At 23.7% G+C, this 14,475-nt stretch carries 17 protein-coding genes and 1 pseudogene; 6 read left to right on the top strand and 12 right to left on the bottom strand.

Features of this window, described 5'->3' with window-relative positions; translation table 4 throughout:
* From ACQH20_RS04960 to ACQH20_RS04940, 5 genes are read right to left on the bottom strand one after another with little or no spacing between them, the layout of a single operon-like run.
* Complete coding sequence (locus tag ACQH20_RS04960) at nt 1–312, bottom strand: ERF family protein (protein WP_425376740.1); 312 nt, start codon at nt 310–312, stop codon at nt 1–3.
* Nucleotides 299–478: a hypothetical protein gene (locus tag ACQH20_RS04955; protein WP_425376739.1), complete on the bottom strand. Its 180-nt coding sequence runs from the start codon at nt 476–478 to the stop codon at nt 299–301. Before ACQH20_RS04955 ends, ACQH20_RS04960 begins: the two co-directional genes overlap by 14 nt.
* A gap of 2 nt (nt 479–480) precedes the next feature.
* Complete coding sequence (locus ACQH20_RS04950) at nt 481–603, bottom strand: hypothetical protein (RefSeq protein ID WP_425376738.1); 123 nt, start codon at nt 601–603, stop codon at nt 481–483.
* Nucleotides 604–608: 5 nt separating this feature from the next.
* Nucleotides 609–800: a hypothetical protein gene (locus tag ACQH20_RS04945; protein ID WP_425376737.1), complete on the bottom strand. Its 192-nt coding sequence runs from the start codon at nt 798–800 to the stop codon at nt 609–611.
* Nucleotides 790–948, bottom strand: a complete 159-nt coding sequence (locus tag ACQH20_RS04940) for a hypothetical protein (RefSeq protein ID WP_342253703.1) — start codon at nt 946–948, stop codon at nt 790–792. The genes ACQH20_RS04945 and ACQH20_RS04940 overlap by 11 nt, the downstream gene beginning before the upstream one ends.
* Nucleotides 949–1,094: 146 nt before the next feature.
* On the opposite strand from ACQH20_RS04940, the pseudogene ACQH20_RS04935 reads away from it, so the two are divergent.
* Nucleotides 1,095–2,040, top strand: a pseudogene (locus tag ACQH20_RS04935) (IS30 family transposase).
* Between the two features lie 187 nt (nt 2,041–2,227).
* Here the strand turns inward: ACQH20_RS04935 and ACQH20_RS04930 are convergent.
* The 6 genes from ACQH20_RS04930 to ACQH20_RS04905 form a co-directional block, all read right to left on the bottom strand.
* The gene (locus ACQH20_RS04930; RefSeq protein ID WP_425376736.1) at nt 2,228–2,467 is read right to left on the bottom strand and encodes a hypothetical protein; all 240 of its coding nucleotides are present in this window, start codon (nt 2,465–2,467) and stop codon (nt 2,228–2,230) included.
* Between the two features lie 345 nt (nt 2,468–2,812).
* Nucleotides 2,813–3,298: an Abi family protein gene (locus ACQH20_RS04925; protein WP_425376735.1), complete on the bottom strand. Its 486-nt coding sequence runs from the start codon at nt 3,296–3,298 to the stop codon at nt 2,813–2,815.
* Nucleotides 3,299–3,364: 66 nt separating this feature from the next.
* Nucleotides 3,365–3,550 (bottom strand): hypothetical protein, encoded by a 186-nt coding sequence (locus ACQH20_RS04920; protein WP_425376734.1) that lies wholly within the window; start codon nt 3,548–3,550, stop codon nt 3,365–3,367.
* Between the two features lie 21 nt (nt 3,551–3,571).
* Nucleotides 3,572–5,485 carry a hypothetical protein gene (locus ACQH20_RS04915; RefSeq protein WP_425376733.1) on the bottom strand — a complete coding sequence of 638 codons (1,914 nt, stop codon included), beginning with the start codon at nt 5,483–5,485 and terminating at the stop codon, nt 3,572–3,574.
* A 155-nt stretch (nt 5,486–5,640) separates the two neighbouring features.
* Nucleotides 5,641–6,570: a pseudouridine synthase gene (locus tag ACQH20_RS04910; protein ID WP_425376732.1), complete on the bottom strand. Its 930-nt coding sequence runs from the start codon at nt 6,568–6,570 to the stop codon at nt 5,641–5,643.
* An 11-nt stretch (nt 6,571–6,581) separates the two neighbouring features.
* Entirely contained in the window at nt 6,582–7,658 is a 1,077-nt protein-coding gene (locus tag ACQH20_RS04905; protein ID WP_425376731.1) for a CPBP family intramembrane glutamic endopeptidase, read from the bottom strand.
* 185 nt (nt 7,659–7,843) lie between these two features.
* Here ACQH20_RS04905 and ACQH20_RS04900 point away from each other — a divergent pair, with 185 nt between their 5' ends.
* Nucleotides 7,844–8,536, top strand: coding sequence for a superoxide dismutase (locus ACQH20_RS04900; RefSeq protein WP_342260627.1), 693 nt, complete (start codon nt 7,844–7,846; stop codon nt 8,534–8,536).
* 61 nt (nt 8,537–8,597) lie between these two features.
* Here the strand turns inward: ACQH20_RS04900 and ACQH20_RS04895 are convergent, their stop codons facing one another.
* Nucleotides 8,598–8,834: a hypothetical protein gene (locus ACQH20_RS04895; protein ID WP_252319187.1), complete on the bottom strand. Its 237-nt coding sequence runs from the start codon at nt 8,832–8,834 to the stop codon at nt 8,598–8,600.
* 344 nt (nt 8,835–9,178) lie between these two features.
* Between ACQH20_RS04895 and ligA the strand changes: the two genes are divergently transcribed.
* The 4 genes from ligA to gatB are packed head-to-tail and all read left to right on the top strand — an operon-like array spanning nt 9,179 to nt 14,395.
* Entirely contained in the window at nt 9,179–11,194 is a 2,016-nt protein-coding gene (ligA, locus tag ACQH20_RS04890) for an NAD-dependent DNA ligase LigA (protein WP_425376730.1), read from the top strand.
* Nucleotides 11,187–11,501, top strand: a complete 315-nt coding sequence (gatC, locus tag ACQH20_RS04885) for an Asp-tRNA(Asn)/Glu-tRNA(Gln) amidotransferase subunit GatC (RefSeq protein WP_338959780.1) — start codon at nt 11,187–11,189, stop codon at nt 11,499–11,501. The genes ligA and gatC overlap by 8 nt, the downstream gene beginning before the upstream one ends.
* Nucleotides 11,491–12,963, top strand: coding sequence for an amidase family protein (locus ACQH20_RS04880; protein WP_425376729.1), 1,473 nt, complete (start codon nt 11,491–11,493; stop codon nt 12,961–12,963). The genes gatC and ACQH20_RS04880 overlap by 11 nt, the downstream gene beginning before the upstream one ends.
* A complete protein-coding gene (gene gatB / locus ACQH20_RS04875; protein WP_425376728.1) occupies nt 12,956–14,395 on the top strand; it encodes an Asp-tRNA(Asn)/Glu-tRNA(Gln) amidotransferase subunit GatB in 1,440 nt (479 codons plus the stop codon). The genes ACQH20_RS04880 and gatB overlap by 8 nt, the downstream gene beginning before the upstream one ends.
* The last annotated feature ends 80 nt before the right edge of the window (nt 14,396–14,475 follow it).

Here is a 14,475-nt window from a genome sequence, read left to right as displayed (position 1 = left end):
CTAAATCAATAATTGAATATTTTTTTGATATGAAACTTCTATTTCTTTTGTTATATTTTGTATTTTATTATTATTTTTATCCATAAATTCTTTAATATTTTCTATTTTATTTATATTCATATTTTCTGAATTATCTGAATGTAAAATTAATATATTTAATTCTTTACATAATACTTTTAATTTATTAAAAATATCACTTAATAATCAATATTTATAATTACCATGAGTATTAAAACCATTTTTAGGTGTACTACCAATTTCTAATTGTAATTTAAGTATTTTTTTATATAAATTATTATTAATTTTTATCACTCTTTCTATTTATTGCATTTTTAATTAAATTTCTTACAAAATTATTAATAGTAATTTCTTTTTTTACACAAAGTTTTTTTAATTCATAATGGTCACTTTTAGTAAGTCTAATAATAATTTGTTTAGTTATTAAATCTTCTGGTTTCTTTTTTGGAGCTGCTACCATATTTATTCACTACTTTCTTCATTCATAAATAATTCTTTAATTCTTTCACCATATTTACCATTTTCAATATCTTGAAAAAATCTTTGAAAATCATTTTTTATTTCTTGAAAACTTTTATTTTTCATTATTTTTACACTCCTTTAAAATTTTCTAATTGTAATTCATTAATATAATATTCATATAAGTAATCTCAATTATTTGATGTTAAAAACATATCTTCTTCAATCATTTCATTAATACATTTATTACAATAATATGTATTTTCAATTTCATGTAATTCACTAAATCAAATATATTTTTCATTATGTATATTACATTTCATAATCATCACTCATTAATTTATAAAAACATTTATTACAAGTTCTATTTGCAAATGATGAATTTTTATGACAAATATCACATGAACCAAATATTTTTTCAATTTCTTCATATTTTAAATATATTCTTTTATCTTCTTTTAAATTCAACATAAATTAATTCTCTCTTTCTATAATTTTTAATATTTCTTGTATTTCAATATATTTTTTATTTCCTGAATTGTAAAATTAAAAAGGACATTTATATAAAAATTAAATTGTGTTAATTCTATAATTAAGAAAAGAAAGGAATTAGCACAATGTATAAGTATCTGACTATTGAATCAATAATAGCAATAAAAGAATATAAAAGTTATGAATTTTCAATTCGTAAAATAGCAAAAGCTGTTGATTATAGTAAATCAACTGTACATAGAGTTTGCAGATTATTAAATCAAAACTTATTACCATTAGAAATATTGAATCAAATTCAAAAAAAAGAAGCAAAATGCAGGTAGAAAATTAATAATTTTAACTTTAACAGAAATTAATACTATTAATTATTTGTTAATTACTAAAAATTATGCGCTTGATATAATTGCTAATTTTTTAAAGGAAAATAAAATAAAAAGTATTTCAACAAAAACTTTATATAACATGTTTAAAACAAATCGAATGGGTTTTGATGAAAATAACTTATTGAGAAAAGGAAAAAATAAACCTCATAAACGAAAAGAAACTAGAGGACGAATTAATAATTGTAAATCTATTCATGAAAGAAATTTAATCATTCCTAATATTAAAAATATACAAGAATTTGGTCATTTAGAGGGTGATACTATCATTGGTAAAGATCATAAAAGTTCTATTATTACTTTAGCTGATATATGATCAAAAACCACAATTCCTTTAGTTTCTAAAAATCATAAAGCAGAAAATATTACAAAAAGTATAATAAAATTTATTTCAAAGTTACAAAAAGGAACAGTTAAAACTATTACTTTTGATCGTGGTAAAGAATTTAGTAAATGAAAATTAATCGAAAAAATTTGCAATGTTAAGATTTATTTTGCAGATCCTGGCAAACCTTGTCAAAGAGGTTTAAATGAAAATAATAATGGTATTTTAAGAAGATATTTACCAAAATCTACAGATCTATCTTTATATAAACAAAAAGACTTAAATGCTATAGCATTTCAAATTAATTCTACACCCAGAAAATCACTATCTTATAAAAGCCCAATAGACTTAATACAATTATTTTAAAAACTGTCCCATTTGTCCCATTTATATTTACAATTCAGGACTTAAATTATCCTATTTAAATAAATTTTAAATAGGAAAATAGTAATTTTTATAATTCTTTTTTTAATAAAATATTTAAATATTTAAGCCATTTTCTTTAATGTTTTTTTATTATTTTCTAATATTTTAAGTTTATAAATATAATTAATTATAAAGAAATATTATTTTTTTCAATAACGGAAGTAGATACTGTATCTTCTTTATTGATATCTAATATTACTGTTGCAGAAAAACTTTTTGTAACTGATTGACTATTTCTTTCAATAAATTGATCAAGCGCCTTTTGTACTTCTGATATTTTTAACAAACTTGCATATAATTGTTCAGCATTACCTTTCAATAATAAACAATTTAAAAAACCCTTTTGTATATTATCTGTGATTTTCATTTTATTTAAATTAAAAATTGTATTAAGTAATATACTATTTTCAGTTTTTTGAATAGTTGGAGCAAAATAATTAGATATACCTTTATATTTTACTTCTAAGTTTTTATAAAAATGATTCATTATCTGAAAAAGATTTTTTTTACTAATAATTTCTTCGGGAAATAACTCTTTTAATAAATCAAGTCATTTTAATTCTGTAATATTTAAATCTTTTTTTCATTATACTCTGATTTCATTTTTTTCCCACTTTCTTCAAGTTTCATTTATTTTACACTAGTAATTAATTGATATAATTATAATATACTTATTAAATTAAATCTACTAAAATTTAATAATTTTTCTATACTAAGTATGGATTATACTTTGATTATCTTCCTTAACACAATCATGAATTTTAACATCATAACTATTAAATAAATTTTCATAATCAACATTAAATGGCACTAGTAATTGGTTTTTACTAGAAAAACGAGTAATTAATAAGTGCAAATAATGATGATCATTATTGGCATTTAAAGTTTGTTCATAATAAGCGAACCGTTCTTTATACTTAAATTGAATTGCTAATACTTTAAAATTATGTGATAAATAATTACGAACATCTTTAATATACTCTAACTGTTCTAATAAAATTTTACTATCATTAAATTCTTTGATACCAAAATAATGAGCAATCTTAGCGATACTTTTATCATTTAAAGTTTGTAATAATTTCATTGTTCATTCAAATGACATAACTTCTATTAAACTGCGTATTGTTCGTCATTTTAAAACACCACTTCTATTATATTTATTATAACCAGCACGAATCAAACGTAAAGCTGTTTTCATTTGAGCTAGGTGTTCTGGATTAAGAAAAGTAGCATTATCTAAATTTTGAACATTATCATTAAAAAGTTAATGTAATAAAGCATTTTTTAAAGAATTTTCAATCATTAAAATATGTTTTAAATACAATAAACGTAAATCAATGTTTAATAATAATAAATCTTTAAGTTGATGTTGAGGATAATTACGCTTTAATAATTCTAAATATTTTTCTTCAACAATATTTTCTGCAAATCATTCTTCATTTAATAACATGTAATTCACTCCTTAAATAAACTAACCTCTAATTTTATAAATACCAACGCGAATAGAAGAATTTTCAGATTCTTTTGTTTCACTTTTAATATCTACTTCTTTTTTTCTTCGTAACAACTCTTGTTCAATAAAGTTATCAACGTTCATATTGGTACTTTGATAAGTAGCAGTTCAATCAAATGTTTTATTAGAAAAGTTATTTTTAGGTTTATTACTATCTTTAAAAAATTCTTGTACTTCTTGATTCATAAATGCTTTTTGCTTACGTTTACGTGAAAATAAATTAGTAAAGAATTTCTTAAAATTAAAAATTGATCAAAACTGACGAAAATTAATAGTCATTGCTAAACCAAAAATTAAAATTGATGAATACAATAATGAATAACCGATAACTCGTAATACAATACTATAATCTGTGAAATTATATGTTGGTGGATATTTATCAAAGAAATAAAGACATCCAAATAATGTTACTGCTAAAATTGGAATAATTAACACTAAAGTATTTTGAATAATAAAACGTAAATCACTATTATACGTCAAATGTTTTCAAACATAAACTCAGATTGAAATTAAACGATAAACTCAACCAATACAACTTGATAAAAGAATCATATATAAACTTAATGATAAATATTGATAACTTTGATGTTTTCAACCTAAATTTGATAGTATTCAACCCAAAATAACACCTAAAACAAGATTTATTATTGATTGAATATATGAACCTCAAATTGTTTCTTTGTGTTTTACTGTAGCATTTACAATAACTTTTCCTGGTTCGGTTGCCACTTGAATTGTATTTTTTAAAGATAAAAGTAAAATAAATCATGGTTGTGACAAAAATAAATTAATAAAAAGATTTTTTGAAGAATCAAAATTACCATCAGAATTATTAATATTTGTAATACTTAAAGCAGACACTAAATATTGAGTAATAATAAATTGATTAATAAATAAAAAACCAGCAATCATATAAGCATATAACTCAAATTTAGTATACACAGTTCATCTAATTCGTCCACTTTTGGCAATTCAATATCCAAAAACTTCGCGAAAAGAACTAATTAAAATTAAAGCAATTGAGCGCATTGTTGTGGCAATAATAATATAAATAGTGTAAATTGATGTTGTTGTCAGTGATAAAAATAAAGTAATTAAAATAATATCAATGTTAGAAATAATCATGTCAGGTAAACGATTCAGGGCTACTCATCATGATTGTTTTAGCATCCTTTTTTGTTGTGTTCATTTTTTATGTTGTAATCATGGATATTCAATTTTAATAACGATAAAAGTAACAAATGCTTTTAATACACCACAAACAAAATAAGCAAAAAAAGGAATATACATATCTATTGGTTTACCATCAGATTTTCTAATAACTAATAACGTCATTAGTAAAATATACATAATAATCTCTGAAAAAATAAAAATTAAACGATTTAAATAACCTTTTTGATCAGCTTGAATTAAATTTTGATAAGCACCACTAAAATAAAAAAAGATTAATTCACGTGATCCTAAAGAAATAATAATAAGTGCTACTTGTCAAAAAGGAATTTCCATATCTAAACCAATTTCTGGTAAATGAACACTAGCTAATCCTAAAATAAAACCAGCACTGACAAGAATAATTAAATATATTCTTCCTGAATGATGATAATTTTTTCTTGTCGTATTAATAATATCGTTGACGGTTTCATAATCATCATTTTGTAAAGGACGATATAAAGAAAAAATGGTAATTAAACCAAGTCCTCCTTCTGTCAAACTAAGGTAAGTCAAAAAAGAAATAATAACACGAATTAAACCATTAATTTTTTCACCGTATGCTAAACCAGTAACATAAAGAAAAGTTAACTGTAAAATAGAGATAACAATTGTCATGATAACACCAACAATTGTATTAAAAATACCTTTTTTAGTTGTCATTACTTCACCCAATCTATACAAATAAAACTAATTTTGTTTTTTACTTAAATATGTTAACAACCCAAAATTAAAAGTTCAATATTATTAATCACTATTAAAATAAAAAAATAGCAAAAAAATAAAAATGTAATCTATATATTAGTATAGATTACATTTTATCATTTTTCTTTTTTAATCTGTTTAATTAAATCTGTTTTTAAATCTTTTATTATAAAATTTTGATCATTCAAATAAGTAAATGGTTCTTCTAAATCATTAAATGACAAATAATAAGCAAATAATGCAATTTTATTAGGAGTAACTATTGTTGACCCATACTTAGTGTCACCAACAATTGGTAAATTTAAAAATTGTAAAGTACTACGAATTTGATGTTTTCTACCAGTAACTAATTGACACTCAACTAAAGTAAAGTCTTTAGTATTAAATATTGGTGTAAAGATGGTGCTACAACTTTTACTTTGTTCACTTGGTTCAATTGAAAATTTCATTTTCATTGTTAACTCATCATGAGTAATATAACCAGAAATATTTAAATTTTTAGTTAATTGGCCAGAACAAATAGCCAAATATTTTTTAATAATTTGACCATTTTTGGTAGCATTATGAAGTGCGTTTTGTGTCATTTTATTTTTTGGATAAATAATTAAACCCTTAGTTAGTTTATCTAAACGATACTGATGACTAATATTAAATGTTTGCTCACGTTTCTTCTTCAGGTATTTTTGTTGTAAATAATATTTTACCATGTTATCTAAGCAAGAACCATATGGTTGATGGACAACAATATTATGATCTTTATTAACAATTAAAAAATTATCATCTTCATAAAACAATTCAATTGGTGCTTCTTTAGTAATTTTTTCTGGTTTATAGTTAACAACTAAATTACTTTCATAAATGACTACTAAATCATTTTCTTGTAAGCGATATTTAAAATCAGTAGTAGTTTTATTATTAACTCTGATTTTTTTTGTTCTAAATAAACGATAAATTTTTGAGAGTGGTAGTGTTTTAAATACTTTTTTTAAATAATTAATTAAAGTTTGATCAGCATCATTGGCAGTAATTGTTAGGGTAGTCATAATTTCTCCTTTTAATTTTTATTAATAAAACCAGAAATAGTTGCAATTAGATTAGAAAAAGCATGTAAACCAATAGTATATGTAGTATTACCGCGTGTCATTATAAATAATAAGGGTAATATAATACTAAATCCTAAATAACCAATAATATTATTTCAATCACCATTCTCCATAACATGCATTGATGGGAAATAAATTAACGAAGCAGCATATGCTAACCAACGATAACAAACAATGGTAAAAGTACCATGACGATATGATATTTCTTCATTAATTGGAGCAATAAAAATAGTACTAAGAACTAAAACAAAAATGCCATATGGACTATTCATTAATAAGTTTAAAACATCTTGATTTTTTGAAGTATTATTACTTGTTAACATATTAAATTCACTAAATTTAGGAATTATGTTGAAAATAATATTTAAAATAGTACCAATAACAGCAAAAATGGTAACTCAAGTTATTAAATCTAAATTTGCTTCTTTTAAAGTAGTAATAATTCTCTCACGTAATGATCTACAAAATATTAATACTAAAATTGATCCTAACATTTGAAATAACTGTTGAATTAAAAATCTAGTAGCAAGCGAAGTTACATCATCATCTTTACCACTAATAACTTTTGTTACAATAAAAAATAAAAGAACAAATACTAAACTAATAAAACCAAATACACTATGACTATAAGCAGCCCACCCACCTTTTTTAATCATAGTTTCTCAATCAATACCAAGTGAAACAACTAACCCAAAAATTGGCAATAAACTAAAAATAAAAAGACTAAGAAATGAACTTTGACTAGTATCTTTTACAGCATAAGTTTTGATTAAACTATAAAGAATTGGAATTATAATAAAAGATATAAGATAAATTATTGTTAGAGTCCAACTGGCTGTTTTGAAACTAAAGTTATTGGTGTCATCACAACTAAGTGATTTTGAAGTAAATTTATCAATAAATGACTGTTTTTGTTCATTTTTTTCTAAATTATTACTATTAATGTTATCAGTTTGGTTTACATTAATTCTACGTATGATATCATTGTTGTGAGAAACATTAATTTGATTAGATTTTTTATTAAACATGTATAAGTACTGCACGAAAACTTTCACCCTTTGTTAGTAAAATTAGTATTTAATATTAATTTTTATTATAACATATAGTAAGAAATCTTGTAATATAATAAACTTGTAATTTTACATTAATTTATTATAATGTAATGCAATATTTATATGTGAAGAGTTTAAAAAGAAAAGGAGGATAGAAAAGAATGCCTAAATACAAGATTAATATTATCGATTTACCATATAATTATGATGCTTTAGAACCTTATATTTCACAAGAAACAATGAAACATCATTATGAAGAACTTCATAAGAAATATTTAACTTCTTTAAAATTAGTGATGGATAAACATCCGAAAGTTTTTTCTGATTATAATCTTGAAACTAAAGGGGAACTAAATCGTTTATTAAGTAATTATTGTAAATTAGAAGATATATGTGAGGATAAAGAAACTTGTAATGTAAAAAAATTACAAAGTAGCATTCGACAATTTGGTGGGGGAGTAATTAATCATAATCTTTTCTTTTCACTATTGGGGAAAAATAAAGGTTTTAATGAAAAATCAACTATTGGTAAAGCAATAATTAATCGCTTTGAATCTTATGAAAAATTTGAAGCTGCTTTAACAAAAACTGCCATAGATATTTTTGGAAGTGGTTGAGCATGATTAGTAATTGACAATAATGGTACATTAAGACTATACAAAACTTTTAATCAAGACAATCCATGATTCTTGAATATGTATCCATTGATCGCTATTGATGTATGAGAACATGCACATTATCTACAATATAAAAACGAACAAGAGAAATACTTACAAGCATTATTAAAAGTTATCAATTGAGAACAAGTAAATAACAATTATCAAGAGTATTTAAATGAAAAAACTAAAAAATAAGTAAAAAAGAACTCAATTGAGTTCTTTTTTTATAATATTATTAATATTAATCTAATCTAAATTATTTTTTAGAAGAATTTTTCGAAGAAATAGCAGCAATTCTAGTTTTTTCAATTTCTGCTTTTTTTTCTATTTTAATTTTTTCAACATGCTTTTTAAAACCACATCGATTACAATTCAATTGAATATTTTTTGCTTCTAAAAATTCGGCAATTAAAATAACCCTACCACATCGATGACAAGCAAAAGCATTTTCTGGCTTTTGTGCTAAACGAACAGATGCATATGTATCTTTCATAACTTACTCCTAACTCATATAAAATTAAAGTAATTATTTTTAGTTTTAATACTATACTTAAAACTTATCAAAGGTTAATATTAAAAAATGTGTCTAGTTATATATAAAAAACCTTTAAGTCAAAATAAACTTAACAGGAGTTTAAAAACTAAATACTTAATTAGCCATTATTTTTTAATACTAATTTTATTATAATCATTTTTTTAAAAAAATGTATATTATTATTTATTTATTTTATTTACATTACTAAATTATACTTTTATAAAACAATATTACAATTAAAGTAATAATTCATTTATAATTAATTATGTCTTATTAACAAACCAATTAGGGGAGAAAGTAATATGAGTAACAAAAATAATGATATTAAAAATGAAATAATACAATTAAGAAACCAAATTAAACAATGAAATTATGAATATCATGTTTTAGATAAACCTACTGTTAGTGACGAACTTTATGATAGCGCCTATCATAGATTAATAAAATTAGAAGAACAATATCTCCAATTTAATAGTAATGATTCTCCAACTAAAACTGTTGGTAATAAACCACTTAATTCTTTAACAAAAATTTTTCACCAACAACCAATGCTAAGTTTGGGTAATGCCTTTAACTATGAAGATTTACTAAAATTTGATCAACAAATTAAAAAAACATTATCAGAAAATAACATTGAATATGTTTGTGAGCTAAAAATTGATGGTCTATCAATTTCTATAACTTATGAAAAAGGAAAAATAAAAACTGCTGCTACCAGAGGTGATGGTATTGCTGGTGAAGACATTACCAATAATATTTTGACAATTAAAACAATACCAAAAACAATACCAATTAATTCTAAATTAGAAGTAAGAGGAGAAATATATTTAAGTAAAGAAGAATTTAATCGCATTAATGAAAAACAACAACAACAAAACTTACCACTCTTTGCTAATCCTCGCAATGCTGCAGCCGGTACTATTCGCCAACTTGATATTAATATTGTTAATTCAAGAAAATTAGATGGTTTTCTTTACTATTATATTAATGCTACTAATGATAATATTAAAACCCATGAACAAGCATTATTTACCTTACAAAAATATGGTTTCAAAATTAATGAAAAATGACAGTTATGTAAAAATATTGAAGAAGTATGAACTTATATTCAGAAATATGAAAAGTTAAGAAATACATTACCATATGAAATTGATGGTATTGTCATTAAAATTAATGATCTAACCAGTTATGATATGTTAGGAAGAACTAATAAGGCGCCAAAATGAGCAATAGCTTATAAATTTCCTGCTGTTACTAGTGTTACTAAGCTTTTAGATATATTTCCAACTGTTGGTAGAACAGGAAAAATAACCTATAATGCTAGATTACAACCAGTGATAATTGCTGGTACTACCGTTACTTTTGCCACACTTCATAATGGTGATTATATTATTAATCGTGATTTACGTATTAATGATTTAGTAAGTGTTAAAAAAGCGGGTGATATTATTCCAGAAGTAATTGCCCCAATTATTAGTAATCGTCAAATAAACAATATTTTTTTTAAAAAAGCTATCCATTGTCCAGTGTGTAAAACAAAATTGGAACAAGTTCCGCCAGAAGTTGATCAATTTTGCATTAATAGTGATTGTCCATCACGAATTCTTAAATCATTAATGCACTTCTGTTCAAGAAATGCTATGGATATTATTGGTTTAAATGAAAAAATATTATTACGTTTTTTAGATTTAAAATGAATTAAAACTATTAGTGATATTTACAATTTAGTTAATTTACGAAAAGAAATACTATCATTACCACGTTTTGGTGAAAAATCTTTCACTAATCTTGCTAATTCAATTATTCTATCAAAACAAAATTCCTTAGAAAGACTTTTATTCGGTTTGGGAATTCGCCATGTTGGCCAAAAAACAGCAATTATTCTTGCAAAAAAATATTTAACTTTAAATAACTTAATGGAAGCAACCTTTGATGATCTAGCTAATACTAATGAAATTGGTCCAACAATTTCTACTAGTGTTATTGATTATTTCCTTAATCCTACTAATCAACAACTAATTACTAACTTGCAAAACTTTAAACTTAACTTTAATTATTTACAAAAAAACCAATCACAAGTATTGAATGGTAAAACTTTTGTCTTAACAGGAACTTTAACTAAAAGTCGTAACGAATTCATTCAATTATTAAATAACTATGGTGCTAAAATTACCAATACTATTAGTAATAATACTTCTTATTTAATTGTTGGAGAAAATCCAGGAAATAAATTAGCACAAGCACGCAAACTTAATGTTAAAATTATTAATGAAGAGCAATTACAAAATTTATTGAAAGAGGTAGCAAAAAATGGATAAAATTGAAAAGAAAATGACAACAAAAATGCTACATGAATTTGCTAACGAACTTATGTTCAATTTAAGCGAAGAACAATGTGAAAATCTTTTACTAGAATTTAAAGCTATTGAAAAACAAATGGAAATTGTGACAAATATTAATACAAATGATATTGAACCTTTAAATTACCCATTTCCTATTATTAATAATTTATTACGTTCCGATAATGTTGGAACTCATTTAACATCTAAAACTGTTTTAAATATTGCTCCAGAAGTTGAAAATAATTACATTAGTATTAATCAGGTGATTAATCATGAAAATTAATTACCACCAACTTTCAATTCGTCAACTTCATGAACTATTAAAAACAAAAATACTTACTCCAGAACAATTAACTAAATTAGTATACAAACGATTAGAACAATTCAAAAAATTAAATGCTGTTGTTACTTCACTGGAACAAAATGCCATTAAACAAACAAAATCAATTACTGAACAAGAAATTAATGATAATTTATTAGCAGCAATTCCATTTGTAATGAAAGATAATATTGCTACTATTAATTTCTTAACAACAGGTTCATCAAAAATTCTTGCTAATTTTATTCCTAATTATGACAGTACTGTTAATATGTTATTAACAAATAATAAAGCCATTAATATAGCTAAAACTGCTCTTGATGAACTAGGAATGGGTGGAGATGGTTTATATGCAGCTACTGGTCATGTCTTAAACCCTTGGAATTTAAAACATATCACTGGTGGTAGTTCTAGTGGCAGTGCAGCTTTAGTCGCTGCTGGAATTGTACCATTTGCTTTAGGAACAGATACTGGTGATTCAATACGTAAACCTGCCGCTTATTGTGGTATTGTTGGTTTTAAACCAACATATGGTTTAATTTCAAGAAATGGTGTTTTTCCTTATGCTCCAAGTTTAGACACAGTTGGTATATTTACTAATCATGTCGAAGATATTGCCATTGTCTTGGATAGTATTGCTTTATTTGATGAACAAGACTTTACTAGTGTTCAAAGTAAAGAAAAAGATTATACTCAAAACTTAAATCAAAATATAGAAGGTAAAAATATTGCTATTTTAAATTATAATGATTATCAGTGAAATGATATAGTTAAATCTAGTTTTGATGAAGCAATAAAGCATTTAACTGATGGTGGTGCAAAAGTTCAACAAATTGAATTTAATAAAGAATTATTACAATCTTTATTACCAGTCTATATGATTATTTCTTTTGCTGAAGCAACTAGTTGCCACGCAAATCTAACTGGTATTAATTTTGGTGTTCGTAAAAATGGTAAAAATTATCAAGAAGTTATGACAAATTCACGAACATTTGGTTTCGGTGATATGGTAAAACGCAGATACATTATTGGTGCATATGCTTTATCTGAAAATCATCAAGAAGAATTATTTAACAAAGCTAAAAAAGTAAGAAGATTAATTGTTGAACATTTAAATACTATCTTTAAAAAATATGATGCTTTCATTATTATGCCAAATATTAATCCAGCTCCAAAAATTAAAGATGTATTAGAACAAAAAAAAGTTATTAAAAGTGAACATGATTATTTAGAAGACTTACTACTACTTTCTAATTTAAATGGTGGACCAAGCATTAATATTCCGTTAACTACTGTTAATGGTTTACCGATTGGTTTTAATATTAATGGTGCACCTTTCAATGATCAAGTTATATTGAATATTGCTTCATTTTTAAGTAAAAAAATTAATTTTAATAATAAACTACTAGGTGATGATCATGAATAATAAATATGATGTTGTAATGGGTATTGAAATCCACTGTGAATTAAAAACTAAAACTAAATGTTTTTCCAACGCCGCCAATACTTTTGGTCAAAAACCAAATACTCAAATTAATGCCATTGATTGCGGATATCCAGGAACATTACCAACAGTTAATCAAGCTGTTATTATAATGGCAATTCAAACATGTACTGCTTTAAAAATGAATATTGATCCACTCTTACGTTTTGATCGAAAAAGTTATTTTTATCCCGATTTACCTAAAGGTTATCAAATCACACAATTTTTTCATCCAATTGGCACAAATGGTGAATTACCAATAGTTGTAAATAATGAAGAATTTATTGTTAGTTTTGAACGCTTACATATTGAAGAAGATACAGCAAAACAAATTCATAATAATAAAAAAACATTATTAGACTATAATCGAGCGGGAATTCCCTTATTGGAAATTGTTACTAAACCAATTTTTAACACAAGTGAACAAGTAGTAGCATATATTAATACTCTACGTCAATTATTAATTCATTTACAAGTTAGTGATGCTAAAATGAATGAAGGCTCATTACGATGTGATATTAATATATCGTTAAAACCACATGGTAGTGATATTTTAGGTACCAAAGTTGAAATTAAAAACTTAAATTCTACACATAATATTACTTTAGCAATAAATGATGAAATTAATCGTCAAACTAATATTTTAAATAAAAAACAAAAAATTAATCTTGAAACTAGAAGATTTGATGAAAAAACTAATAAAACCGTTAGCATGCGTAGCAAAGAAAATAAAATTGATTATAAATATTTTTCTGAACCAAATATTTTTCCAATTCAACTAGACGAAAAATGAATCAAAATGATTGCTAAAAATCTTCCTGAATTGCCTAAGGAAATAATGGAAAGATTAAAAAAACAATACAATCTAACAACAAAAGATATTAATTTATTAATTGACAAAGTAGAAATATTAACTATTTTTGAAAAAACAGTTACCATTAATAATTTAGCATTACCTACCTTTAATTATTTAGTAGGTCCTGTGCAAGCTTATTGTAATACTAATAACACTACTATTAAAAACAGCGAACTTACTGCTAATAATCTATCACAATTAGTTAGTCTAGTTTATGAGCAAAAAATTAATGATAAACAAAGTAAACAGTTATTAAATGCAATTATGATTAATAGTGAAAAAAGCCCTACCGATCTTATTAGAACATTAGGTATTACTTTAGTAAGTGATAGTAATGATTTAGAAAAAATATTAATCACAATTTTAAAAGCAAATGAAAACATGATTACTATTTATAAAGTCAATCCAGAAAAAGCAATGAAATTTTTTATGGGTCAATTAATGAAACTAACTAAAGGACAAGCAAATCCACAAGTTTCTAAAGAAATATTAAAAAAATTGATTGAAAACTATAATTAGTTTCAATCAATTTTTAATTAAGAATTTTTATATTATACTTTGAATATTTTTATTATCAATTTTATATACTAATATTTTAT

The organism is Spiroplasma endosymbiont of Aleiodes alternator (genome assembly GCF_964031135.1).
Lineage (GTDB): Bacteria > Bacillota_I > Bacilli_A > Mycoplasmatales > VBWQ01 > Spiroplasma_E.
The sequence above is the reverse complement of the archived record's forward strand: the minus strand, read 5'-3'. Positions and strand labels throughout refer to the sequence as shown.